Origin of the sequence: Rhizobacter sp. OV335, from assembly GCF_900142965.1 — a bacterium.
GTDB lineage: Bacteria > Pseudomonadota > Gammaproteobacteria > Burkholderiales > Burkholderiaceae_C > Rhizobacter.
Genome location: NZ_FRCQ01000005.1, coordinates 199,329 through 222,247 on the forward strand (window position 1 = coordinate 199,329; position 22,919 = coordinate 222,247).

Annotated in this window: 31 protein-coding genes, 1 tRNA gene and 1 pseudogene; 20 read left to right on the top strand and 13 right to left on the bottom strand. The window is 67.9% G+C overall.

Annotated features, from left to right (window positions below):
* Positions 1-2: 2 nt before the first annotated feature.
* From BUE42_RS07635 to BUE42_RS07655, 5 genes are all read left to right on the top strand, one after another.
* Positions 3-917, top strand: a complete 915-nt coding sequence (locus BUE42_RS07635; RefSeq protein ID WP_073464002.1) for a carbohydrate ABC transporter permease — start codon at positions 3-5, stop codon at positions 915-917.
* On the top strand, positions 914-1,741 hold the full coding sequence (locus tag BUE42_RS07640; RefSeq protein WP_073464003.1) for a carbohydrate ABC transporter permease: 828 nt from the start codon (positions 914-916) through the stop codon (positions 1,739-1,741). Before BUE42_RS07635 ends, BUE42_RS07640 begins: the two co-directional genes overlap by 4 nt.
* A gap of 13 nt (positions 1,742-1,754) precedes the next feature.
* Positions 1,755-2,912, top strand: a complete 1,158-nt coding sequence (locus tag BUE42_RS07645) for an ABC transporter ATP-binding protein (RefSeq protein ID WP_073464004.1) — start codon at positions 1,755-1,757, stop codon at positions 2,910-2,912.
* A 99-nt stretch (positions 2,913-3,011) separates the two neighbouring features.
* On the top strand, positions 3,012-3,926 hold the full coding sequence (locus BUE42_RS07650) for an SHOCT domain-containing protein (protein ID WP_143171361.1): 915 nt from the start codon (positions 3,012-3,014) through the stop codon (positions 3,924-3,926).
* Positions 3,927-4,045: 119 nt separating this feature from the next.
* Positions 4,046-4,306 carry a hypothetical protein gene (locus BUE42_RS07655; RefSeq protein ID WP_073464119.1) on the top strand — a complete coding sequence of 87 codons (261 nt, stop codon included), beginning with the start codon at positions 4,046-4,048 and terminating at the stop codon, positions 4,304-4,306.
* Between the two features lie 190 nt (positions 4,307-4,496).
* Here the strand turns inward: BUE42_RS07655 and BUE42_RS07660 are convergent, their stop codons facing one another.
* Positions 4,497-5,891 (bottom strand): class II fumarate hydratase, encoded by a 1,395-nt coding sequence (locus BUE42_RS07660; RefSeq protein WP_073464006.1) that lies wholly within the window; start codon positions 5,889-5,891, stop codon positions 4,497-4,499.
* 92 nt (positions 5,892-5,983) lie between these two features.
* On the opposite strand from BUE42_RS07660, the gene BUE42_RS07665 reads away from it, so the two are divergent.
* Positions 5,984-6,070: transfer RNA gene (locus BUE42_RS07665), tRNA-Leu, on the top strand.
* Positions 6,071-6,164: 94 nt separating this feature from the next.
* On the opposite strand, the gene BUE42_RS07670 is transcribed toward BUE42_RS07665, so the two are convergent.
* Complete coding sequence (locus BUE42_RS07670; RefSeq protein ID WP_073464007.1) at positions 6,165-6,647, bottom strand: GreA/GreB family elongation factor; 483 nt, start codon at positions 6,645-6,647, stop codon at positions 6,165-6,167.
* A 128-nt stretch (positions 6,648-6,775) separates the two neighbouring features.
* On the opposite strand from BUE42_RS07670, the gene BUE42_RS07675 reads away from it, so the two are divergent.
* Together BUE42_RS07675 and BUE42_RS07680 are read left to right on the top strand one after the other, a co-directional pair.
* Positions 6,776-7,708 carry a hypothetical protein gene (locus tag BUE42_RS07675; protein WP_143171362.1) on the top strand — a complete coding sequence of 311 codons (933 nt, stop codon included), beginning with the start codon at positions 6,776-6,778 and terminating at the stop codon, positions 7,706-7,708.
* A 133-nt stretch (positions 7,709-7,841) separates the two neighbouring features.
* A complete protein-coding gene (locus BUE42_RS07680; protein WP_073464009.1) occupies positions 7,842-8,147 on the top strand; it encodes a plasmid stabilization protein in 306 nt (101 codons plus the stop codon).
* A gap of 1 nt (position 8,148) precedes the next feature.
* Here BUE42_RS07680 and BUE42_RS07685 read toward each other — a convergent pair whose 3' ends face one another.
* Both BUE42_RS07685 and BUE42_RS07690 read right to left on the bottom strand, forming a co-directional pair.
* The gene (locus BUE42_RS07685) at positions 8,149-8,682 is read right to left on the bottom strand and encodes a hypothetical protein (RefSeq protein ID WP_073464010.1); all 534 of its coding nucleotides are present in this window, start codon (positions 8,680-8,682) and stop codon (positions 8,149-8,151) included.
* 18 nt (positions 8,683-8,700) lie between these two features.
* The gene (locus tag BUE42_RS07690; protein WP_073464011.1) at positions 8,701-8,886 is read right to left on the bottom strand and encodes a DUF3606 domain-containing protein; all 186 of its coding nucleotides are present in this window, start codon (positions 8,884-8,886) and stop codon (positions 8,701-8,703) included.
* Positions 8,887-9,058: 172 nt separating this feature from the next.
* Between BUE42_RS07690 and xth the strand changes: the two genes are divergently transcribed.
* The 3 genes and pseudogenes from xth to BUE42_RS33665 form a co-directional block, all read left to right on the top strand.
* Entirely contained in the window at positions 9,059-9,850 is a 792-nt protein-coding gene (gene xth, locus BUE42_RS07695) for an exodeoxyribonuclease III (protein ID WP_073464012.1), read from the top strand.
* A 104-nt stretch (positions 9,851-9,954) separates the two neighbouring features.
* A complete protein-coding gene (locus BUE42_RS07700; protein ID WP_073464013.1) occupies positions 9,955-10,953 on the top strand; it encodes a PQQ-dependent sugar dehydrogenase in 999 nt (332 codons plus the stop codon).
* 19 nt (positions 10,954-10,972) lie between these two features.
* A pseudogene (locus tag BUE42_RS33665) lies at positions 10,973-11,077 on the top strand (YbhB/YbcL family Raf kinase inhibitor-like protein); the annotation flags it as partial.
* Between the two features lie 185 nt (positions 11,078-11,262).
* Here BUE42_RS33665 and BUE42_RS07710 read toward each other — a convergent pair.
* The 5 genes from BUE42_RS07710 to BUE42_RS07730 form a co-directional block, all read right to left on the bottom strand.
* Positions 11,263-11,913 (bottom strand): UdgX family uracil-DNA binding protein, encoded by a 651-nt coding sequence (locus BUE42_RS07710; RefSeq protein ID WP_073464014.1) that lies wholly within the window; start codon positions 11,911-11,913, stop codon positions 11,263-11,265.
* An 8-nt stretch (positions 11,914-11,921) separates the two neighbouring features.
* Positions 11,922-12,935, bottom strand: coding sequence for an SDR family oxidoreductase (locus BUE42_RS07715; protein ID WP_073464015.1), 1,014 nt, complete (start codon positions 12,933-12,935; stop codon positions 11,922-11,924).
* A 56-nt stretch (positions 12,936-12,991) separates the two neighbouring features.
* Positions 12,992-13,225, bottom strand: a complete 234-nt coding sequence (locus tag BUE42_RS07720; protein WP_073464016.1) for a hypothetical protein — start codon at positions 13,223-13,225, stop codon at positions 12,992-12,994.
* A 36-nt stretch (positions 13,226-13,261) separates the two neighbouring features.
* Positions 13,262-13,465 carry a hypothetical protein gene (locus tag BUE42_RS07725; protein WP_073464017.1) on the bottom strand — a complete coding sequence of 68 codons (204 nt, stop codon included), beginning with the start codon at positions 13,463-13,465 and terminating at the stop codon, positions 13,262-13,264.
* Positions 13,466-13,625: 160 nt separating this feature from the next.
* The gene (locus BUE42_RS07730) at positions 13,626-14,312 is read right to left on the bottom strand and encodes a glutathione S-transferase family protein (protein WP_073464120.1); all 687 of its coding nucleotides are present in this window, start codon (positions 14,310-14,312) and stop codon (positions 13,626-13,628) included.
* A gap of 129 nt (positions 14,313-14,441) precedes the next feature.
* Here BUE42_RS07730 and BUE42_RS07735 point away from each other — a divergent pair, with 129 nt between their 5' ends.
* The 3 genes from BUE42_RS07735 to fabF are packed head-to-tail and all read left to right on the top strand — an operon-like array spanning position 14,442 to position 16,918.
* On the top strand, positions 14,442-15,005 hold the full coding sequence (locus tag BUE42_RS07735) for a TetR/AcrR family transcriptional regulator (RefSeq protein WP_073464018.1): 564 nt from the start codon (positions 14,442-14,444) through the stop codon (positions 15,003-15,005).
* 48 nt (positions 15,006-15,053) lie between these two features.
* Positions 15,054-15,629: a TetR/AcrR family transcriptional regulator gene (locus tag BUE42_RS07740; RefSeq protein ID WP_073464019.1), complete on the top strand. Its 576-nt coding sequence runs from the start codon at positions 15,054-15,056 to the stop codon at positions 15,627-15,629.
* Positions 15,626-16,918 carry a beta-ketoacyl-ACP synthase II gene (fabF, locus tag BUE42_RS07745; RefSeq protein ID WP_073464020.1) on the top strand — a complete coding sequence of 431 codons (1,293 nt, stop codon included), beginning with the start codon at positions 15,626-15,628 and terminating at the stop codon, positions 16,916-16,918. The genes BUE42_RS07740 and fabF overlap by 4 nt, the downstream gene beginning before the upstream one ends.
* A 6-nt stretch (positions 16,919-16,924) precedes the next feature.
* On the opposite strand, the gene BUE42_RS07750 is transcribed toward fabF, so the two are convergent.
* Positions 16,925-17,797 (bottom strand): aldo/keto reductase family oxidoreductase, encoded by an 873-nt coding sequence (locus BUE42_RS07750; RefSeq protein ID WP_073464021.1) that lies wholly within the window; start codon positions 17,795-17,797, stop codon positions 16,925-16,927.
* A gap of 92 nt (positions 17,798-17,889) precedes the next feature.
* Here BUE42_RS07750 and BUE42_RS07755 point away from each other — a divergent pair, with 92 nt between their 5' ends.
* The 6 genes from BUE42_RS07755 (at position 17,890) to BUE42_RS32020 (ending at position 21,531) form a co-directional block, all read left to right on the top strand.
* Positions 17,890-18,795 carry a LysR family transcriptional regulator gene (locus BUE42_RS07755; protein ID WP_073464022.1) on the top strand — a complete coding sequence of 302 codons (906 nt, stop codon included), beginning with the start codon at positions 17,890-17,892 and terminating at the stop codon, positions 18,793-18,795.
* Positions 18,792-19,304 carry a hypothetical protein gene (locus BUE42_RS07760; RefSeq protein ID WP_143171363.1) on the top strand — a complete coding sequence of 171 codons (513 nt, stop codon included), beginning with the start codon at positions 18,792-18,794 and terminating at the stop codon, positions 19,302-19,304. The genes BUE42_RS07755 and BUE42_RS07760 overlap by 4 nt, the downstream gene beginning before the upstream one ends.
* A gap of 100 nt (positions 19,305-19,404) precedes the next feature.
* Positions 19,405-19,791, top strand: coding sequence for a hypothetical protein (locus tag BUE42_RS07765; RefSeq protein WP_143171364.1), 387 nt, complete (start codon positions 19,405-19,407; stop codon positions 19,789-19,791).
* A gap of 73 nt (positions 19,792-19,864) precedes the next feature.
* Positions 19,865-20,086 carry a hypothetical protein gene (locus BUE42_RS07770; protein WP_073464025.1) on the top strand — a complete coding sequence of 74 codons (222 nt, stop codon included), beginning with the start codon at positions 19,865-19,867 and terminating at the stop codon, positions 20,084-20,086.
* A gap of 94 nt (positions 20,087-20,180) precedes the next feature.
* A complete protein-coding gene (locus BUE42_RS07775; RefSeq protein WP_143171365.1) occupies positions 20,181-20,567 on the top strand; it encodes a hypothetical protein in 387 nt (128 codons plus the stop codon).
* A gap of 187 nt (positions 20,568-20,754) precedes the next feature.
* On the top strand, positions 20,755-21,531 hold the full coding sequence (locus tag BUE42_RS32020; RefSeq protein ID WP_143171366.1) for a hypothetical protein: 777 nt from the start codon (positions 20,755-20,757) through the stop codon (positions 21,529-21,531).
* Between the two features lie 69 nt (positions 21,532-21,600).
* Here BUE42_RS32020 and BUE42_RS07780 read toward each other — a convergent pair whose 3' ends face one another.
* The 3 genes from BUE42_RS07780 to BUE42_RS07790 are packed head-to-tail and all read right to left on the bottom strand — an operon-like array spanning position 21,601 to position 22,881.
* Positions 21,601-22,008 carry a VOC family protein gene (locus BUE42_RS07780; protein WP_073464027.1) on the bottom strand — a complete coding sequence of 136 codons (408 nt, stop codon included), beginning with the start codon at positions 22,006-22,008 and terminating at the stop codon, positions 21,601-21,603.
* On the bottom strand, positions 22,005-22,511 hold the full coding sequence (locus BUE42_RS07785) for a helix-turn-helix domain-containing protein (RefSeq protein ID WP_073464028.1): 507 nt from the start codon (positions 22,509-22,511) through the stop codon (positions 22,005-22,007). Before BUE42_RS07785 ends, BUE42_RS07780 begins: the two co-directional genes overlap by 4 nt.
* Complete coding sequence (locus BUE42_RS07790; RefSeq protein WP_143171367.1) at positions 22,504-22,881, bottom strand: group III truncated hemoglobin; 378 nt, start codon at positions 22,879-22,881, stop codon at positions 22,504-22,506. Before BUE42_RS07790 ends, BUE42_RS07785 begins: the two co-directional genes overlap by 8 nt.
* Positions 22,882-22,919: the final 38 nt, after the last annotated feature.

The following is a 22,919-nucleotide window of genomic DNA, read 5'->3' on the forward strand; positions in this document are numbered from 1 at the left end:
CGATGAGGTCTCGCTTCCCCTGGCACGTGCTGGTGTTCCTCGCACCGGCCGTGCTGGTCTACACCGCGTTCAGCGCCTGGCCGCTGGTCGACACGCTGCGCCTCAGCGCCTACGGCACCGATGCCGACGGCGTGGTCAGCTATGTCGGCCTGGCCAACTTCCGCACGCTGCTGTTCGATGCGCAGTGGTTCGAGAGCTTTCGCAACGCGCTGCTGAACAACGTCAAGTTCTTCGTCATCCACTCGCTGGTGCAGAACCCGGTCGCGCTGGTGCTGGCGGCGCTGCTGTCGCTGCGCGGCGTGCGCGGGGCAGCCGCCTATCGCACGGTGCTGTTCCTGCCGACGCTGCTGTCGGTGGTGATCATCGGCTTCAGCTGGCAGCTGATCCTGTCGCCGCTGTGGGGCGTCAGCGAGAAGCTGCTCGGCTTTGTCGGGCTGCAGCACTGGTTCGAGCCCTGGCTCGGCATGGAGGAAACCGCGTTGCCGACGCTGACGCTGATGTCGGTGTGGCAGTTCGTCGGCATCCCGATGATGCTGATCTACGCCGCACTGATCGCGATCCCCGACGACATCGTCGAGGCCGCCACCGTCGAGGGCGCCGGGCCGTGGCGCATCTTCTGGGCCATCAGGCTGCCGCTGATCCTGCCGACGCTCGGGCTGGTGAACATCCTCACCTTCGTCGGCAACTTCAATGCCTTCGACCTGATCTATGCGGTGAAGGGCGCTTCGGCCGGGCCCAATTTCTCGACCGACCTGCTGGGCACCTTGTTCTACCGCACCTTCTTCGGCTACCAGTCGCAACCCGGCAGCGCGACGATGGGCGCGGCCCTGGCCACGCTGATGTTCCTGGTGATCCTGGCCGGCGTGGCGCTGTACCTGTTCATCGTGCAGCGACGGCTGCGGAGGTATGCGCTGTGAGTCGCCTGTTGCGCTCGCTCTTCGTGCACCTGACGCTCGGCGGCTACGCGCTGCTGGTGCTGTTCCCGATCGTGATCGTGCTGATCAACTCGTTCAAGACGCGACGTGCGATCTTCGACGACCCGCTCGGTCTGCCGACCGCCGCGACGCTGAGCGTCGTCGGCTACGGCAAGGTGCTGGGCAATGCGGCCATCGGCGGCATGTTCGCCAACAGCGTCATCGTGACCGGCTGCTCGCTGGGGCTGATCCTGTTGTTCGGCGCGATGGCCGCGTGGGCGCTGACCGAGTACCGCTTTCCCGGCAACCGGCTGCTCGCGCTGTTCCTCGCGTTCGGGATCATGGTGCCGATCCGGCTCGGTTCGGTGTCGATCCTGCAGACCATGGTGGCGCTGGACCTCGTCAACACGCTGACCGCGCTGGTGCTGGTGTACGTGGCGCAGGGGCTGCCGCTGGCGATCCTGATCCTGTCGGAGTTCATCCGCCAGGTGCCCGGCGAGCTGAAGGATGCGGCGCGCTGCGATGGCGTCAGCGAGTACGTGATCTTCCTGCGCATCGTGCTGCCGCTGGTGCGGCCGGCGGTCGCGACGGTCGGCGTGTTCACGATGGTGCCGATCTGGAACGACCTGTGGTTCCCGCTGATCCTCGCGCCGTCGGAGGGCACGCAGACGCTGACGCTCGGCGTGCAGCAGTTCATCGGCCAGTTCGCGACCGACTGGAACGCCGTGCTGGCCGCGCTGTCGCTGGCGGTGCTGCCGGTGTTGGTCGTCTATGCGCTGCTGTCGCGGCAGCTGATCCGCGGCATCACCGCCGGCGCGTTGAAATGAACCTGAAGTTCCCATGACCCAAGTCACGCTGAGCAACGTCTCGAAGTCCTATGGCGACACCGTCGTGCTGCAGGGTGTGAACCTGCAGATCGCCGACGGCGAGTTCGTCGTGCTGGTGGGCCCGAGCGGCTGCGGCAAGACCACGCTGCTGCGCATGATGTGCGGGCTGGAGGAGATCACCGGCGGCGAGCTGTCAATCGACGGCGTGGTCGTCAACCACCTGCCGCCGGCGCAGCGCGGCATCGCGATGGTGTTCCAGAGCTACGCGCTGTACCCGCACATGAGCGTGTTCGACAACATGGCCTTCGGCCTGAAGCTGCACGGCGCCGACCGGGCCGAGCGCAAGCGCCGCATCGAAGCGGCCGCCAAGGCGCTGCACATCGACCACCTGCTGCAGCGGCTGCCGCGCGAGCTCTCGGGCGGGCAGCGCCAGCGCGTGGCGATCGGCCGCGCGATCGTGCGCGACCCGAAGCTCTTCCTGTTCGACGAGCCGCTGTCGAACCTCGATGCCTCGCTGCGCGTGAAGACGCGCGTCGAGCTGGCGCGGCTGCACCGCGAGCTGAAGGCGACGATGGTCTACGTGACGCACGACCAGGTCGAGGCGATGACGCTGGGCGACAAGATCGTCGTGATGCACGAAGGCCGGGTGCAGCAGGCCGGCACGCCGGTCGAGCTGTACGAGCAGCCGGCGAACCGCTTCGTCGCGACCTTCATCGGCTCGCCGTCGATCAACCTGCTGCCGGCGACGGTGTCGGCCAGCGGCGACGACGGCCTGGTGCTCGCGCTGGCCCGAGGCGCGCAGGCGAGGGCGCAGGTCGATGCCGCGCAGCTGCGCATCGGCCAGGCGGTGGAGATCGGCATCCGGCCGGAGCACTTCACGAGCGTCGTGCCCAATGCGATGGCCCCCGCCGCGCAGGACGGCGACGGCGTGCGCTTCGAGGGTGACGTGGTGCTGGTGGAGCAGCTCGGCGAATCGCACCTGGTCTACATGCGCACCGATGGCGGCGAAGAGCTGGTGATGCGCGGCAGCGCGCTGAGCCGCGCCCGACCCGGCGACCGGGCCGCCTGGCGCGCGCCGGCGCAGGCGCTGCACGTGTTCGATGCGGACGGGCGGGCGCAGCGGCGGCTGCACGGGGTGGAATCCCTGGCGGGGACGCGGACAAACGCGTAGGCGCGGGGTCGTGTTGCAAAACTACAATGCGACCCGCGTCGCTGGTGCAATCCGCCGGCGACGCGCCGATTTCCCCCGCATTCCGAGGACCGACCTACCGTGAAACGAGCATCTCTCTGGCTGAAGCTGGGTGTCGTGTCAGCCATCGTCGCAAGCAATGTGGGATCGGCACAGGCCGCCGGCCTGTTCGAGTCGATCCGCGGCCGCGAGGCTGCGCAGGCCGATCCGAACGGTGCGCAGGCCAAACGGCGCATCTGGCGCATCCGCGAATTCAGCACCGTGCAACTGCTGGCCCGTGAGGCGGGTGCCCCGGAGAACCAGCACCCGGTGAAGCTGAACGTCGACGCGCTGCGGCTGGCGCTGGGCCAGTTCAAGTCGGTCGACATGCGCGGCAAGCAGCAGGCGCTGTTCGATGCCGAAGAGCTGGTCGAGATCAGCGAGCCGATCGCCCAGGCCTTCGCCAACGCCGAGCCCGGCGATGACGTGCTGCTGGTGTCGAGCGCGCGGCGCGAGGGTTTCCTGGCGCCTCCGACGGCCGTCACTGCCCGGCTGTTCATCGAAGGCGGCAACCTGAACTTCATCGCCCACGACACCGGCTTCGATTTCGTGCACATCGTGCGCTCGACCAGCATGTCGCCGAACTTCATCTACGGCACGCGCGGCAAGGCGTCGGATGTGAAGCTGGCCAGTGCCAGCGCGAGCAACCGCCGCGCCGATTGGCTGACGGTGTCGCTGACCCAGGCCACCACCGCACCGGTGCAGCCGCCCCCGCCGCCGATGGTGCTGGTGGCCCCGCCGCCTGCGGCCGCCACCACGTTTGCGACACCGCCGGCCGCGCCGCCGGTGGTCGCGGCACCGGTGCCGGCACCGGCCGCGCCGATCGTCCAGCCGGCCGATGCCAAGGCCGACGAGATCGAACGCCGCCTGAACGCGCTGAAGCAGCTGCGCGACAAGGGCCTGATCACCGACGACGAGTACAAGCAGAAGCGCAAGGAGATCCTGCAGTCGCTTTGACCTGAAGCCGCGATCCGACACCGCCCCCGGAAGAGGGCATCAATCAGGTGGATGGATTCGCCGGGACGCATCGAACATAGTCTCGCCTCGCGGCAGCGGTTGCCGGCGTGGAGCGCGAGATGCAGTTCGATCAGCAGTTCAACGAGGGTGATTTCCGGATCTACGTGGCCGCGGCAGACAGCGGCCGGGGCCGCGGCTACACCGCCGCGGTCGTCGTGAGCCGCGTGCGCGGCGCGGTGAACACGCCCTGCGAGGTGTACCGCGACACCTGCCTGGCCGGCGGCCACCGCTGGATCTCGCGCAATGCTGCGCTGTCGTATGCGGTGTCGGTGGGTCGGGAGATCGCGCACACCGAGCCGTCGCGGCTGGCGCATTGTTGAAGCTGCCTCCCCAAAGAAAAAGCGGATGGTGCAAGCACCATCCGCCTGAAGAAGCCGCAGTGTCATTGGGAGGAGGGAGGAGGTAACTGCGGCTCCGTGATCGGCACTCTAACGCTGTCGGCACCCTCAATTTGTAGGACGACATGCCTTTTTCGTTGCATGAGTGTTTCCTCGTGTGACCTCGACGCGTTCAGCCGCCACCCCCGCCTTCGCCCTCGCCATCGGCGAGGCGCGACGGGTCGAGCAAGCGCTCGAGTTCGGCGCGGCCGAGCTCGGTTTGTTCATCGGCCACATCAATGATCGGGCGGCCTTCCCGGTAGGCCTGCTTCGCGATCTCGGCGGCGCGCGCATAGCCGATCAGCGGGTTCAACGCGGTCACCAGGATCGGGTTGCGCGACAACGCATCGCGCAAACGATCGCCCCGCACGGTGAAGCCGGCGATCGACTTGTCGGCCAGCAGGCGGCTGACGTTGGCCAGCAGCTCCAAGCTCTCGACCAGGTTGCGCGCGACCAGCGGCAGCATCACGTTCAGCTCGAAGTTGCCGGACTGGCCGGCAATGGTGATGGCCGCGTCGTTGCCGATCACCTGGGCGGCAACCATCGTGGTCGCTTCCGGGATCACCGGGTTGACCTTGCCGGGCATGATCGACGAGCCGGGCTGCAGCGCCTGCAGCTCGATCTCGCCGAGGCCGGCCAGCGGGCCGGAGTTCATCCAGCGCAGGTCGTTGGCGATCTTCATCAGGCTGGCGGCCAGGCCCTTGAGCTGGCCGGAGACGGCGACCGCGGTGTCCTGCGCGCCCATCAGCGCGAAATAGTCGTCGCCCGGGCGGAACACCTGGCGCGTGAGGCCGGTGAGCTCTTCGCAGGCCAGCCGCGCGAAATCGGGGTGCGCATTGACGCCGGTGCCGACGGCGGTGCCGCCGAGCGCGAGCTGGGCCAAGTCGGCGCGCAGCGCCTCGAGCCGCGCGATCTGCGCGTCGACCTGCGAGGCCCAGCCGCCGAGCACCTGGCTCAGCCGCACCGGCATCGCGTCCATCAGGTGGGTGCGGCCGGTCTTCACGTGCTCGTGCACGCTGCGGGCCTTGTCGCGCGTCACCTTCGACAGGTGGTGCAGAGCAGGCAGCAGCTGTTCGGCGAGCACGACGCCGGCGCTGACGTGGATCGCGCTCGGGATCACGTCGTTGCTGCTCTGGCCGTGGTTCACGTGGTCGTTCGCCGAGACCGGGCGGCCGAGGCGGCGCGTCGCGAGCGTCGCGATCACCTCGTTGGCGTTCATGTTGGAGCTGGTGCCCGAGCCGGTCTGGAACACGTCGAGCGGGAAGTGCGGCATGAAGTCGCCGTCGAGCAGCTCGCGGCAGGCGGCCTCGATCGCCTGCGCGGTGTCGGGCTCGATCGTGCCCAGGCGCGCATTGGCGCGAGCGGCGGCGAGCTTCAGCTGGATCAGCGCGCGGATGAAGGCAGCCGGCAGCCGGCCGCCGCTGACCGGGAAGTTGAGCACCGCGCGCTGGGTCTGCGCGCCGTAGAGGGCGTCGGCGGGGACGGCGATGTCGCCGAGGCTGTCGTGTTCGAGGCGGGTCGCGGGCATGGGCGTGTCGGAGGAAGAGGGAGGTATGGATCATGGCCGAGGCCGCCCGACCTCGACGCATGCATTGATAATCGCCGCTCGATGTGCCCGCTGCCGGCGTGGCGAAATCGGTATACGCAAGGGACTTAAAATCCCTCCTCTTCACGGAGATGCGGGTTCAAGTCCCGCCGCCGGCACCATGGACACGGTTGGCTCGTGCCCGCAGATGGCTCACCGCAGGCGTCAGCGAGGATCAGTTTCTGGGACAGGTGACGCGCAACTCGCAGGAGCGGCTCAATGAACCCGCAGCACCTCAAACTGCTGTCGGATTGGAGCGACCTGTATCGACACCTCATCACCCTCGCATTTGCCCAGCATGGCCCTGCCCAAAGGGGCTTCGCTGCTGATGACCTGAACGAGCTGACCGCCGCTGACCAACTTCATGCTGCCTCCATCCGGGCCGAGAAAGAGCTGTTGCTGCTTGTCGTCGGAATCGACCAGGCAGACCAGCGCGCCGAGCTGTATGCCTTTGCTGGCGTCGTAGGGGCGCGGGCGGAATTGGCGCCAATGGGCCATCGTCTGGCGGATGGCTTCGGCGCGACGAGCTTGGCCGGTGGCCAGGTAGGCGGCTTCGAGTCCCAATGTGTCGTATTTGTTTTCGGCGACGTTTTCTTCGTGAGTCGCCGTTTCATGGGCCGCCCGCATTGCCTGTTCGGCTTGCAGCAGGTCTTCGGCGAGCCGTTCCAGCACTTGCCGCTGCAGCAAGAATTTATCCATGATGAAAGATCGGCATCTCGAACAAGCGGGGGTCAGGTTTTGATTATGAAGGGCTCCACCAGCCTTCGACGATCTGTTGAGTCGCTAGACTGACCGTCGGTGCACTCTGCGAGCACTCGACCCGCCCGATGCCTGAATCATCCGAACACCTCGGCCCCCCTGCTGCCGGCCCCGCCTCTGCGAGCGCATCGCCGCCGGGGCGTGCGCTCGACATCGCCGCGCTGGGCCTCGATGCACGCGATCGTGCTGTGCTGGTCTCGATGACGCGCATGCTCGACGGCCAGGCCGGCCTGCGCCTGCGCTGGGTAGAAGACGCCACCGCCTGCACCACGCTCTTCGTGCCGCACGACTGGTCGCAGTACGTCTCGCCACCGCGGGTGCTGGTTCGGCTCACGCCACGCGGCGCGACGCCGGCCGACTCGCCGCGCGGCCTGTCGGTGGCCTCGCCGCTGCGGGTCGGCGAGATGACCGGTGTGCTCGAAGCCGCCGCAGCGCTGTACGAGCTGGCGCGCGGCGCCGTGCAGCGCGAGCATGCCCGCATGGCGCTGCATGCATTGCGGGACCTGCTGGTCGGGGCACTGCTCGCCGGCGAGCGTCGACGAACGCTGTTCGGCGTGGGTGACGGGCACGGCCTGGTCGTCGACTTCCGCACGGGTGACATCACGAGCTCGCTGCCGCAGGCCGAGCTGCTGGTGCGGCCGTTGCATCTGGCCGACCCGCAACGCGCGCCCGACGCCGTTTCGTGGCCGGGTGCGACCCACACCTTGCGGCTGTCGACCTTGCTGTGGGGCCTGACGCACGTCCTCATCGACCAGGGCGTCTCGCCCCGCACCATCAATGGCCGCTACCAGCTCACACGGTCGCCCGAGCCTGCGGCCCTCGCGCGCCCGAGCACGCCGCGGCTGGTGACCGCCTGGACGCAGCGCGCCATGGGCGTTGGCGAAGCGGCCGCGGCGGGCCGGCTCTCGGCCTTCGAGATCCTGTGGTTCCTGAGCACGGCGCTGGCCCTGGGCATCGCCGTGCCGGCTACCGAGTCACAGGCGGGCACGACGCAGGCCTGAGCAGGCGAGGCCGAGGTGGGCGCCGTGCCTCGAAAGTCGTGTGCGAATAGACTGACATGCGCTTGCACCGCTGTCCGGCTGACGAGGTCGCTTGCTCGCGGCATCGTCAGGCCCTGGACTTCAAGGAGCGATCATGCCGAGAGGTGACAAGTCGTCGTACACCGACAAGCAGCAACGCCAGGCCGAGCACATCGAGAAGGGCTACGAGCATCAGGGTGTCGCCAAGGACGAGGCCGAACGCCGGGCCTGGGCCACGGTGAACAAGGAAACGGGTGGCGGCAAGAAGTCCGGCTCCGGCCGCGGCAAGGCGGAGAACCACGAGCCGTCGCGCAAGGGGGGCCGCATCGGCGGGCAGGCATCGGCCAGCCGCACGGCAGCCGAGCGATCGGCCTCGGCGAAGAAGGCGGCCGCCACGCGCAAGCGCAACGCCGCCCGCTAGCCTACGCGTCGCCCGCGAGCAGGGATTGGTGCTGCACCGACCAGCGCCAGCCCAGGTCGTCCTCGCGGGCGAACACCCAGACCTCGTCGTAGCAGTCCTCGTCCCAGCGGCGCGATGCCGCTTCGGCCACCCCGAGCGCGGCCGCCAGCGCAGGGATCTGTTCATGCCGCCAGCAAATGAGCACCGGCCCCGCAGCCGCGAGGCTGCGGCGGATCACTTCGGCTTCACCGCCTTCCGAGCGGTGCTCGGCCTGCACCTCGATCTGAAGCGCCGCCGCGAGCGGCGCGACCGTCAGCGCCGGGCGCTTGGTGCGCCCGTGCGAGGCCGCGGCAAAGATGTCGGTGGGCGGGGTGATGCCGGGCTGCCGCGACGAACTCGTTCGCGACGCGAAGTAGGGCACCAGCGCGCCGGCGCGTTGCCATCCTCGCACCGACAGGCCGCCGGGATCGGCGACGCCGTGGCCGTCGATCGCGATGTCGTCACCGCCGGGCCTGGGCTTCTCGGCATGGCGAATGATCATGATCTGCCGTGACATGGCACTGCAGCCTGCGGGTCAGCGAGGCTTCGTGCCCAGGTGCTTCTCGACATCCCTGGCGGCCGTGCCGACTTCCTTCACCGCGGCCTTCAGCCGGTCGGGGCTCACGTTGAACTTCTTCGCCCAGTCGCGCAGCTCGTAGTCTTCGTTGACGTTGATGCGGGTGCGGTCCTGGCCGCCCACCTTGCTCTTGTCGTCAGACATCGTGTTCTCCTGAATCTGCCCAGGCAGGGGTGCCAGAGCATTGCCTGCATGGTCGGCAGGCATGAAGCTCCGTTGTGCCGGACGGGGCCGCAATCGTCGGCAGGCATCGTCCGACAGACCGATGGTCCGTGCTCCGACAGCCGCGGGCCGAACGCCGCGCAAGACTGAGGCGATGAAGATCGCCACCTACAACATCAACGGCGTGCGCGGGCGTCTCGCCTCATTGCTGGCGTGGCTGGCGTCCGACCAGCCGGACGTCGTCTGCCTGCAGGAACTGAAGACCTCGCAGGCGACCTTCCCGCGCGCCGAGCTCGAAGCGGCGGGCTATGGCGCGATCTGGAGCGGCGAGAAGGCCTACAACGGCGTGGCGCTCCTCGCGAAGGGCGTCGAGCCGATCGAGACCCGACGCGGCCTGCCGGGCGACCCGAAGGACCTGCAGAGCCGCTACATCGAGGCTGCGGTGAATGGGGTGCTGGTGGCCTGCCTCTACCTGCCGAACGGCAACCCGCAACCCGGTCCGAAGTTCGACTACAAGCTCGCGTGGTTCGAGCGGCTGATCCGGCATGCCGCGTCGCTCGTCGACCGGCCGGAGCCGGTGGTCATCGCCGGCGACTACAACGTCGTGCCCACCGACGACGTGAAGGACATCTACAACACCCGCTCGTGGCTGAAGGACGCGCTGCTGCAGCCCGAGAGCCGCGCCGCCTACCGCCGCCTGCTGGACCAGGGCTGGACCGATGCGCTGGCCAGCAAGCGTTCGCAGGAACCGCTGTACACCTTCTGGGACTACTTCCGCCAGCACTGGCAGCGCAACGCCGGGCTGCGGATCGATCACCTGCTGCTGAACGCCGTGGCGGCGAAGCGCCTGAAGGCGGTCGGGGTGAACCGGGAGCTGCGCGGATGGCCGAAGGCCAGCGACCATGCGCCGGCGTGGATCACGCTGACGAAGTCCGCGAAGCGATAGGTCGCCCAAGGGCACGGGCACACCGGTTGCCGTTGCGTTGCACGCATCGACCTCGCGTCGGGCGCCACGCCAGGGACTTCCACCACGTCTTCAAGCCCGCCAAGATGAACGCGACGCCCGATCGCATCGCCGCGTTGAAGGTGCCCCAGGGATTCAAGGTCTCGGTGTTCGCCAGCGGCCTGAAGAACGCCCGTGTCCTGGTGGTCGCACCTGACGGCACGGTTTACCTGAGCCGGCGCGACCAGGGCGACGTGCTGATGCTGAAGGACGCCGATGGCGATGGCCGCGCCGACGGGCCACCGGTCAAGGTGGCGAGCCGGCCCGGCGCCCACGGCCTGGCCATCCACGACGGCAAGCTGTACCTCGTGACGGTGAAGGAGATCTTCGTCGCGCCGATCCAGCCCGATGGAACGCTCGGTGCACCGGAGATGATCGTCGGCGACCTGCCCGATGCCGGGCAGCACGGCAACCGCACGATCGCGTTCGGCCCGGACAACATGCTGTACATCAGCGTGGGCTCGACCTGCAACGCGTGCAACGAGAGCAATCCAGAGAACGCCACCTTGCTGCGGGCGTCGGCCGACGGCAAGAGCCGCACCATCTTCGCGACCGGCTTGCGCAACACCATCGGCTTCGGGTGGCATCCGACCACGGGCGAGCTGTGGGGCATGGACCACGGGATCGACTTTCTCGGTGACGAGGTGCAGCCGGAGGAACTCAACAAGATCGAAGCCGGCAAGCAGTACGGGTGGCCGCACGTGTGGGGCGCCGGAGATTTCAATCCGCAGAGCACGCCGGTCGGCGACATCGGCAAGCTGCAATGGAAGGCGCTGAGCACGCCGATGGTGATGGGCTACACGGCGCATGCCGCGCCGATGCAGATGGTGTTCTACCCGGGCGGCTCGTTCCCGCCGGAGTACACCGGCGATGCGTTCGTCACGATGCGCGGCTCGTGGAACCGCAATCCGGCGTCGGGCTACGAGATCGTGCGCGTGCGCTTCTCGAATGGCACGCCGCAGCGCTTCGAGCCGTTCGTGACCGGCTTCCTGACCGATGGGGGCAAGAAGCACATCGCGCGACCGATGGGGCTGGCGGTGCGATGAAACACGCACCGCGGGATCGATGACGATCTCATCCGTCAGCTTCACGCCCGGGGCCACGGTTCCGATCAAGCACAGCGAGTACGCGGACGGCATCTCTCCGCACCTGCAATGGACGGCCGTGCCGAACGCGAAGTCATACGCCATCGTGATGGAGGACCCGGACGCGAAGCCACTTCCAGGTCTTCGCGCTCGATTCGACGCTGGAGGTCCAGCCCGGTGCCGACCGCGACACGCTGCTGGCGGCGATGAAGGGACATGTGCTGGCCCAGGGCGAGTTGGTCGGCGAGTTCCAGCAGACGGTGAAGCCGCTCAGGTAGCCGGTTTCGACCGTCCGGGCCCGCGCTGCGCCTTGCGCAGATCCGCCACCCATGCTCGCACCGCGGCCTCGCGCTGCGCGGGGTCGCCCCGGAGCAGTGCAGCCGGGTGCAGCGTGACGAGCACCGGCAGCCCGTCTTCCCGCTGCAGCCAATGCCCTCGCTCGCTCATCACCTTCACGGCCCTGCCCATCAAGGCCCGCGCGGCGGTGCCACCGAGCGCGACGGCAACCTCGGGGCGGACGGTCGCGATCTCGCTTTCGAGCCAGTGGTGGCACGCGATGATCTCCAGTTGCGCCGGCGTCTTGTGCTTGCGGATCTTGCCGCGCCATTCGAACTTGAAGTGCTTGACGGCATTCGTCACGTAGATGCCTTCGCGCGGCCAGCCGAGTTCGTCGAGCGCCTGGGCCAGCAGCTTGCCTGCGGGGCCGATGAACGGATGGCCTTCGCGGTCTTCGCGGTCGCCGGGCTGTTCGCCGACGAACATCCAGCGCGCATGGGGCAGGCCTTCACCCCAGACGGTCTGCGTCGCGCGCTCGCCCAGCGGGCACTCCCTGCAGGTGGCGGCCTTGCGGCGCAGGCGGGCCAGTGCGCGGGCCGCCTTGTCGTCCGGACCAGCGCCGCCTGCGTCGGGCTCCTTGGGCATCGCTTGCGTCAGGGATTGCCGCGCCCGCCGGAGGCACCGTAGATCTGCCCGGTGATGTAGCTCGCCTCGGCGGCCGCGAGTTGCACGTACACCGGTGCCAGCTCGGCCGGCTGGCCGGGGCGGCCCATCGGCGTGTCGCCGCCGAACTTCGCGAGCTTCTCCTGCGTCTGGCCGCCGCTGACCTGCAGCGCGGTCCAGAAGGGCCCGGGCGCGACGCCGTTGACGCGGATGCCCTGTTTCGCGAGCTGCTTCGCCAGCCCCTTGGTGAAGTTCATGATGGCCGCCTTGGTCATCGCGTAGTCGATCAGGTTCTCGGACGGGTCGTAGGCGTTGACCGAGGCGGTGTTGATGATGGCCGAGCCCGGCTGCAGGTGCGCGAGCGCGGCCTTGGTGATCCAGAACATCGCGTAGACGTTGGTCTTCATCGTCCAGTCGAACTGTTCGGTGCTGATGTCGGTGAGCGAATCGTGGCTCTGCTGCCGGCCGGCGTTGTTGACGAGGATGTCGAGCCCGCCCAGTTGCTGCACCGCATCGCTCACCAGCCGCTGGCAGAACGCCTCGCTGCGGATGTCGCCGGGCAGCGCGACCGCCTTGCGGCCTGCCGCCTGGATCAGCCGGACCACCTCGCGCGCGTCGGGTTCCTCGGCCGGCAGGTAGTTGATCGCGACGTTGGCGCCTTCGCGTGCGTAGGCGATGGCCGCGGCCCGCCCGATGCCGCTGTCGCCGCCGGTGATCAACGCGTTGCGCCCGGCCAGCCGGCCGGAGCCCCTGTAGCTGGTCTCGCCGTGGTCGGGCCGCGGCTGCATCTTGCCCGCGAGGCCCGGCCACGGCTGGGACTGGTTCGGGAAGGGCGGCTTCGGGTACTTCTCGGCCGGGTTGCCCAGCGGGGAGGGCGCCGCGCCCGAGGCAGCACTGGCAGCACCCTGCGCGATGGCCGGGCCGGTGACCACGGCCGCGATGCCGGTGGCCATGCCGCTGACGATCTGACGGCGGGAGAGCGGGTTGTCGTCGTGTGGGTCCATGCTTCAGCTCCGGGTGTTGTCGCGAGCGAAGGTGGGCAACCGGCGTGCCGCAAGGGTCAGGCGAGCCAGGCCGGCGGCACCTCGGTCAACGCGGCAAGCGGCTGCGCTTCCTGTACGGCATGCTGCAACGCGGCGTCTTCGGACTCGAACTCGCCGTTCAGCAGGATCGTGCGTTCGAAGGTGTTCTCGCCTTGATCCCACCAGGCCGTCAGTTCGGCCTCCCACCGGCCACTGTCCAGGCGGTGCGCGTTCGGCCGCAAGCTGATGGTCTTGCCTTTGATGTCCTGCATGGAATCGCCCTCCGTCGTGTCGTCGGCCGCAGGCCGTCAGTCGTAGCCTTTGCGGACGTTGTCCAACGCGGTATCGCTTTGCTGTTTCTGGCGGCGCGCGCTGTCGCGTGTCGCTTCGCCTCGTTGCGGGGCTTCTTCCGGCGCGCGGGTCAGTTCATCACCGGCGCCCGGCTTGTCGGGTTGGAGGGGCTCGGCCCGCGGCGGCTTGCGCCCGGCGGAGGTGGTGCGGTCGTTGCTCATGGCATGCCCTCGGTGGGTTGGAGGGCGGCCGTGGACCGGCCGCCTTTCCTGCAGACGGGCAAACGATGTACCCGTCGGGCTTCATGAACAGAAAGGCTTAGCCGACCCCGCGCGCCTTCGCCCGGCGCCGGACGCCGAAGCTCAACACGGCGGCTGGCGTTCAGAACCCCATGCGCTTCAGGTCGACCGGCAGGAAGGCCTGGCCGCTGCGGTTCTTCACACTGGGAAGCTGCGCGACGCGCTCGCGCCATTGCAGCAGCGCGGTGTTCCCTGCGGCCACCCCGAGCCCGGCGGCATCCGCGAACATCAACCCGGCGAACAGGGTGATGTCGGCCATCGAGAAGGCGTCGCCGGCCACGAAGGGCTGGCCTTCCAGCACCTCGTTGAAATACTTCATGCCGGCCACGGCCTTCGCGCCTTCGCGCTGGCCCATCTCGGCACGGCCCTGCCAGTCGGGGCTTTTGAAGGCCTGCAATGCGCTGCCGAGCCCCGGCGTGGCGTGGTGGAAGTAGACGCCCACCGGGTCCAGCACGTACGCCTCGGCACGCCGCTGCATCATGTGGATCAAGGCCTTCTCGCGCGGGCTGCGGCCGGTCAGCGTCGGCTTGCCGTCGAGGTTGTCGAGGTACTCGGTGATGGCGGTGCTCTCCGAGATGAAGGTGCCGTCGTCGAGCTCGAGCACCGGCAGCACGCCCGACGGATTCAGGGCAAGAAACGCAGGCTGCTTGTGCTCGGCACCGATCAGGTCGACCGGCAGGAACTCGACCTGCGAGTCGAGCCCTTTCTCGGCCAGCACGATGCGGATGCGGGCAGGGTTGGGGAAGCCGGGGCGGTCATGGATCTTCATGGATGGATTCAGGTTGAACATCAGGTTGATAGATTACCTATCGGTCGATAGGTAAGTGGCGAACTGTAGGCGAAGTTCGCCGAATCCGTCAATCTGATCTACCGATAGGTAGTGTGCTAAAGTGGCCCGATGAGCACAGACACGCGCGAAACCATCATGCAGGCCGCCCGCGCCGCGGTGCAGTCACACGGCTACAACGCACTGAGCTTTCGTGAACTTGCGAAAGAGGTCGGCATCAAGAGCGCGAGCGTGCATTACCACTTCCCGACCAAGGGCGACCTGGCGGCCGCATTGGCGAGCCAATACACCGACGAGGCCGCGGCGTTCTTCGATGCATTGCGTGCGTCGACGCAAGATCACGCGCAACGCATGGCGACCTACACCGCGGTCTTTCGCCGGGCGCTGGAGAACGACAACCGCATGTGCCTGTGCGGGATCATGTCGGCCGAGTACGACGACCTGCCGGCCGCCGTGCGCGTGCAGGTCGACCGGTTCACGGCGGTCAACACGCGCTGGCTGGTCGAGGTGCTGGGCGAGCGGCGGCCGCAGATGAAGCCGAAGGCCCTGGAATCGCAGGCGCTGGCCATCTTCGCCGCCATCGAAGGCGCTCAGTTGATCGCGCGAGGGCGCGCCGATGTGAAGTCCTTCGACCAGGTCATCGCGGCGTACACCGCGGCAGGGCTGTTCGGCTGAGGGCACCATGTGCGATACTGTCTACTGGTAGGTAGACAAGGATTCTCCATGGGTGCTTCGATCGCAGGCGTCGGCGAGACGCGGGAACGGGTGTTCGAGGCTGCTGCCCGCATGCTTCGAACCTGTTCCTACCTCGGGTTCAGCTTCAACGACATCGCGCAGGAGATCGGCATCAGCAAGGCCAGCCTGCACCACCACTTCCCGTCGAAGGAAGCCCTGGGGCTCGAGCTGCTCGCCGCCGCGGCGCAGCGCTTCACGGAATGGCGCGAATCGGCGCCCCAGGCACCCGGTGCCGCGCTGGACGCGTTCGTCGCGATGTATCGCAACACGATGTCGGCCGGACAGGCGGTGTGTCCCGGCGGCTCGTTCGCCGCGGGCTGGGACTGCGTCGGCGATGAGTTGAAATCCGCGGTGCGCAAGCTTCGCGCCGACCAGATCGACTGGCTCACCCGCGTCTTCAAGGCGCAGGACGCGCAGCGCACCCCGGCCGAAGCCTCGGCCCTTGCGGCCGCTGTGTTCGCGGCTTGCCAGGGCGCGCTGGTCTCCGCACGTGTCACCGGCAAGGCGAAAGACTTCGACGCGGCGATGACCGTCGTGCGCGCACTGGCGAAGGCCTCCGCATGACGCACCCGATCCGTGTCGTGGTCACCGGGATGGGCCTGGTGACGCCGCTGGGCTGCGGCGTCGAGACCGTGTGGCAGCGCCTGCTGGGCGGTGCCAGCGGCTTGAGGCGCCTGTCCGGCGAGTATTGCGAAGGGCTCGACGCGCAGGTCGGTGCCCCGGTGCCGTTGATCGGCGAGGACCCGGTCGCGGGCTTCGACCTTGATCGTGCCGTGCCCGCCAAGGACCAGAAGAAGATGGACCGCTTCATCGCGCTGGCGCTCGCCGCGGCCGACGAGGCGCTGGCCCACGCCGGCTGGCAACCGCGCACGCAACACGCGCAGGAACGCACCGCGACCGTCATCGCCTCGGGCATCGGTGGCTTTCCCGCGATCGCGCAGGCGGTGCGCACCACCGACCAGCGCGGTCCGCGCCGGCTGTCGCCCTTCGTCGTGCCGTCCTTCCTCGTCAACCTGGCAGCCGGCCACGTCTCGATACGCCATGGGTTGCGCGGGCCGATCGGCTCTCCGGTGACGGCCTGCGCGGCCAGCGTGCAGGCGCTGGGCGACGGTGCGCGGCTGATCCGCAGCGGCGAGGCCGACGTGGCGCTGTGCGGCGGTGCCGAGTCGACGATCGACCTCGTCACGCAGGCGGGCTTTGCCGCGGCACGCGCGTTGTCGACCGGCTTCAACGACGCACCGACACAGGCCTCGCGGCCGTTCGACGCGAAGCGCGACGGCTTCGTCGTCGGCGAGGGCGCCGGCATGCTGGTGCTCGAATCCCTCGAGCACGCCCTCGCGCGCGGCGCGACGCCGCTGGTCGAACTGGTGGGCTACGGCACCAGCGCCGATGCCCACCACATCACCGCCGGGCCGGAAGACGGCAACGGCGCCGCACGGGCGATGCGGCTGGCATTGCAGCAAGCCGGCATCGAGCCGGCGCAGGTGCAGCACCTGAATGCGCACGCCACCTCGACGCAGGTCGGCGATGCCGGCGAACTGGCCGCCATCCGCTCGATCTTCGCGACGGCGGGCGCAGACGGCGTGCAGGGGCCCGCGATCAGCGCCACCAAGTCGGCGACCGGTCACCTGCTGGGCGCCGCCGGTGCGGTCGAGGCGATCTTCACCGCGATGGCGCTGCGCCGGCAGGTGGCACCGCCCACGCTGAACCTGCACGAACCCGACGCTGCCAGCCGCGGGCTCGACTTGGTGCGCCTCGAGGCGCGGCCGCTCGCGATGGACTGCGCGATATCGAACGGCTTCGGCTTCGGCGGCGTCAACGCCAGCCTGGTGTTCCGGCGCTGGGTGCCCTGACGGGCTTCAAGCCCCGGTCGCGATCCGGTCGAGCATTGCCACGGCATCGGCCGGCAAGCTCAGCTCAGCGGCCGCGAGGTTCTCGCGCAGGTGCCCCACGGAAGACGTGCCGGGAATCAGCAGCAGGTTCGGCGCGCGTTGCAGCAGCCACGCGAGCGCCACCTGCATCGGCGTTGCACCGAGCGCGTCTGCGACCTCCGACAGCGCCGACGACTGCAGCGGGCTGAAGCCGCCGAGCGGGAAGAACGGTACGTAGGCGGTGCCGTGCCGCGCGAGCTCGTCGATCAACGCGTCGTCGTCGCGGTGCGCGAGGTTGTACAGGTTCTGCACGCAGACGATCGGGCAGATCCGGCGGCCGTCGGCCACCTGCGTCGGCGTCACGTTGCTCAGGCCGATGTGGCGCACGAGGCCCTGGTGCTGCAGTTCGGCCAGCGCGCTGAGCGGCTCTTCGAGCGAGCCCTCGGCCGGCCCGTGCACGTCGAACATGCTGCGCAGGTTGACGACCTCCAGCACGTCGAGGCCGAGGTTGCGCAGGTTGTCGTGCACCGCCTGCGTCAGCTGCTGGCGCGAGAAGGCCTTGTTCCACGAGCCGTCTTCGCCGCGAAGCGCGCCGATCTTGGTGACGATGACCAGGTCGTCGCGGTACGGGTGCAGCGCCTCGCGAATGATCTGGTTGGTGATGTGCGGGCCGTAGAAGTCGCTGGTGTCGATGTGGTTCACGCCGCTGTCCACCGCGGCGCGCAGCACCGCAACCGCGCCGGCGCGGTCGGTCGGCGGACCGAAGACGCCCTTGCCGGCGAGTTGCATCGCGCCGTAGCCCAAGCGGGTGACGGTGCGCGTGCCGAGCGTGAAGGTTCCTGCCTTGTTGATGTCGATCATGAGAACTCCTGTCGTGTGACCACGAATCTATCGGCCCTCGACTCCAACGATAAGATGGCTCAATCGGCACAGGCTGTACGGAATCTCGAACAATGGCGGTCGACCTCGGTGATCTCACGGCCCTGCTCGCCGTCGCGCGTGCAGGGGGTTTCCGCGACGCGGCGCGCGCCACGGGCGGCAGCGCGTCGAGCCTCAGCGAAGCCGTGCGCCGGCTCGAGACCCGCCTCGGCGTGCGGCTGCTTCACCGCACGACCCGCAGCGTCGCGCCCACCGAAGCCGGCGCGCGGCTGCTCGATCGGCTGGGGCCGGCGCTGGTCGAGGTAGAGGCCGCGCTCGACGTGGTCAACGGTTTTCGCGACCGGCCCGCCGGCACCTTGCGGCTCAACGTGCCGGTCAGCGCGGTGCGCCTGGTGCTGCCGCGCATCGTGCCGGCGTTTCTGGCGGCCTATCCCGACATCCGCCTCGACATCGTGGCCGAGGACAGCTTCGTCGACATGCTCGCGGCGGGCTGCGATGCCGGCATCCGCTACGACGAGCGGCTCGAGCAGGACATGATCGCGATCCCGATCGGCCCGCGCGTGCAGCGTTTCGCGACAGCGGCATCGCCCGCGTACCTCGAGCGCCGCGGCCGCCCCGATCACCCGCGCGAGTTGCTCGACCATGCCTGCCTGCGCGGGCGCTTCAGCAGCGGCGCGATGCCGGCCTGGGAATTCGAGCGCGATGGCGAGGTCGTGAAGGTGGACCCCACCGGGCCGCTGATCGTGAGCCTCGGCGCGGCCGTCGACCTGGCCGTCGATGCCGCGGTGGCCGGCACCGGCGTGATCTACCTGTTCGAGGACTGGCTGCGGCAGATGCTCGACAGCGGTGCGCTCGAGCCGGTGCTGCAAGCGTGGTGGCCCTCGTTCACCGGGCCCTTCCTCTACTATCCGAGCCGCCGCTATCTGCCGGCACCGTTGCGCGCCTTCGTGGACTTCATCGGCACGATGCGGGTCGAATGAAAATGCGCGGCTCCCACGATCAACCGAAAGCAGTTCACGTGCTCAAGCCGCAACCGACCGTGGTCGAACTCCTCACTGCCGAGATCGGCATGAGGAAGCTCAGCTGCACGAAGACATTGCAGGCTCACTGCGGTCTAGGCCTGGCAGCGGCCAAGGACATCACCGACGCGCTGCTGGACAAGCAGTACCCCACGGTGTCGCTGCCGTCGGCCGCCGCCGCGAGAGCGCTGGTGGTCGAACTGGCCGCATCGGGTGTGATCGCCCGTTTTGCGGAAGGGCCGAATTACGACCCCCAGGAGCGCCTCGCCTCGGCGCTGTCATCCGCGCAGTCAGTCCTCAGCCCTGAAGTTCTTCGCAGTTGCGAGTCCTTGTCCGCCCACGGTGAATGGGAGCTGGCGGTCTCGCGGGCCCTCGCCGGGCTGCCACAAGGAGACGACGCCAACGCCACGCCTGAATTCATCATGCTCAGCGAACTGGCTGTCGAGTTCGGCATATTGCAAGGACGGTGAGAGCACGGTTCATTGCCATCAGAGACTCATGAAAACACCTCAGGCACTTGCCATCGTGATGGCGCTTCTCACCTCGGCGTGCTCATCGGTCGATGACAGCGTGTCGGCCGCCATCGGCAACGCGGTTCGCGAGAAACACGCGCAGGAGATCCGCATCGCAGCCCTCACGGATTTCGAATGGGAGAAGGTGTACCTGTTCGGGCCGTATGCGCCGCGTGCACACATCTGCGAGGTCTTGGGTGTCGAGGCCCGGCAGTGCGAGCGCATCGTTCCTTTCGAATCGATGGACGACGGCGTCATGAGCCTGGCGTTCGTCTCCGGCACGCAGGTGGTTCGCTATGCCAGGCACAGCCGATTGAATGGCGACTTCACGCCGGTCGCGAACCGGCAGCCGATCCTGGCGTCGGAGGCGGTTTTCAAGGTCGTCCCGTCGGGCCTCGCACAGGATGGTAGGCCGTGGGTCAAGTTGGTACCGAAGGCGATCTGATTCCACGCTGGTCTTGACTCTTCGCGATGCCCCTTCCGCTACGATGACTGAATGACGCAATCGGGAGGAGACGATGGGTCTAGCGTTGCTGCCATGGGAGAGGTTGCCGGCCTATGTGCTCGGGCCGTTGCTCTTCGCGTATTGCATTTGGTTGTTGTGGATCGACGATCAGCGGACATTCGGCCACGTAGCGATTGAAGTCGGCGGCATCATCTTCGCCATGTTCCTCGTCTGGCGTCGCTACCACACCGGCAAAGAACTGCTTGCCAAGGAGAAGCCGCTTGACAAGGCGTAGTTCGTTTTGCACGAGCGATGGCGATCGGCGTCCGCGGCGCTTCTGAGATGCGCGTTGAAGTCGTCAACATGCGCCGTGAATCGGATTGCACTACATGCCTCTGAATCTGCGCCCCATCACCGCCGTCGCATTCCCCGCAGCCGGTGCCATCTTCATCGGCGGCGCCTTCTTCGCCGGGCACTACATCGGTCGCCACGATGCCGAGCAAAGACAAGCCCTCGCCACGGCATGGGAGCAGGGCGCTGACGCGGCCGAAAAGCTGCGGGTCGCCGAATCGGCTCTTGCACTCTTGCGCGAGTCCAAGTCTGCCGATGCGGCGCGCGTCCTCGACCAATACGCGCAACGCCAGGTCCAACCGGTCTCCACGTGCTTCAAATCGCCCGACTGCGCCACCTGGATGGCCATGACCGCCGAAGCCCGCACGATGCTGCAGGGCTTCGTCTTCGCGCGAGAGCGTCCGGATGTCCGGACATCGCCCTGAGCCCTCAGACGAGCGCATTGCTTCAGCGCTGTCATCCGCACAGCCAGTCCTCAACCCACAAGCGGGCCGAGGAGGACGCCGATGCAGCGACCCAATTTTTGAGACGCACCGGTGATATCGCGATTGGCCAATCCGTCGTTCACCGCCTACTATTCCCACCGCTTCGAAGCACTTGTGGAGTGCGCGCGTGGAAGAACGGAAATTCAACGTCCGAGATTTCATCGGCGTGCGTCAGGTCGAGCCAATCAAAGAGTCCTGGCCCATCCGGTGTCCCTTTGATTTGATCTTCTCGAGACAGCGATTGACCGAGGTGCAGAACTCGGCCATCAGCGGCTCAGGCATTTATCTCATCGAGAAATTGCCACAGAGAGAGGTCGTTTACCTGGGTCTCTACAAGCCAATGGCTGGTGACATCATTCCGCAGCGCTGGGGACGCCATCTACAAACGATTACTTGGCGAGGCGCGAACATCGGGCTGGGTCCGAATTGTCGCGATCGCACGCCGGCGGCGGTGACGCGACGCATGGAGAGCCTTCTGGCTGTGACAATCCAGCCGGAACTCAAGGCCATCATCCGCGCTGCATACGCTCAAGACTGCGCAGACACAGTGCGGCACTGCAAAAGCACGGGCAACGATACATCGCTCAATCGACTGCGCTTTGCGGACGAGCATTGGGATGAGTTCTCGAGAGCGACACCACAGACACTGCTTGACAGCTTCAGCTTTCATCTGCTTCGCATGCGCCCGGCACTCGACCAGAAGTCCGCCGCTACAGAGGTCGCAAGGATTGAAAAGCGGCTCCTCAGCGCGTGGAAGTTGGTCTGCAACGGCAACTACAAGCACCCGAGCGACCAGCCACTGCGTAGGCAAAACGCAGTGCCCGCGCTCGTTGATGCTGTCAGCAAAGCTATGAACTCAGTGACGGGGACGGGTGCTCTGCAATGGGTCTCCTTGAGGCCTTGACAGGCTGCATGAGCGTTCCGCCGCCCACCTGAACTGTTCTGGCTTCTCGGTTGCGGATGCAACCCACACTCAGCGCCGCGCCTCGATCATCTTCCACCCGTTCCCCGACGGATCGCGGAAGCCCGCATCCAGCGTGCCGTAGCGCTCGGTCGGCTCCTGCGTGAACTCCACGCCGCGGGCCTGCATTCGCGCGTGCGCGGCGCGGCAATCGTCCACCTTCAGCACCAGCGGCGGCATGCCGCCCTTGGCGACGATCGCACGCAGCGCCTGCGCGGTCTCGGCGTCGTGCACCGGCGCGCCGGGCACGCTCAAGCCCAGCTGGAACGACGGCTGGTCCGGGTGCTGCACCGTGAGCCAGCGGTAGTCGCCGTTGCGCACGTCGGTGTGGACGCGAAAGCCGACCTTGTCGACATAGAACGCGAGCGCTTCATCCTGGTCGCGCACGTACAGGCTGACGACTTCGATGCCTTGGGTCATGGAACCTCCTTCTTGCCGGAGCTGTTGCTGAAGGCGTCGTTTATAGCGGCCACCTCCCGGCGCCGCTTCTCCGAAACTGCGATCGTCAGGTCCGGCCGGTGCGCCGCGCCCAGCACGCAGGCGGGCACGCGGCCGGGCTCCTGCAGCGCCGCCCGCGCGCGCGAGCGCACCGCGCTCGGGCTCTCGCCGGTGATGTCGCGGAAGGTGCGCCCGAAGGTGCCCAGGCTCTCCCAGCCGGTCTGGAACGCGATCTCGGTGATCGGCAGCTCGGTCTCGCGCAGCAGCGCGGTCGCCCGCTCGATGCGCCGCGTCAGCAGGTAGCGGTGCGGCGGCGTGCCGAAGGCCTGCTTGAATGAGCGCGCGAAATGCGCTTCGGAGACCTCGCTGACGCGCGCCAGCCGCTCCACCGGCCAAGCCTCGTGCGAGGCGGCGTCCATGCAGTCCTTCGCGCGCAGCAGGCGGCGCAGCAACTCGGGGTCCTGGCTCGTCGGAAGCTCACTCATGCGGCGGCATTGTCCGCGGGAACTCGCCGAAGAAGCCGTGCGACAGGTTGCGGGCGATGCCGTGCGCGGTGCGCTGGAGCTCTTCGGCGATCGCGTCGTAGAACAGGCGGTCGGTGTGGCGGTGCCACAGCGTGATCCAGCGCAGGAAGTGCTCCGGGCGCACGCCGTCGAGCGCCATGTGCTTGCCGTACACGTTGCCTCGGAAGCTGCGGGTGCCCAGCATCACGCTGCTCCAGAACTCGACCAGCCGCGCGAGGTGCGGGCTCCAGTCTTTGCCGATGACCGCTTCGAAGACGGGGGCGAGCAACTCGTCGCGCCGCACGTCGTCGTAGAAGTCGTGCACCAGGGCCTCGATGCCCGCGCGGTCCAACGCGTGGAGACGGGACGGCGGCGCGGGTGGGGCGGTGG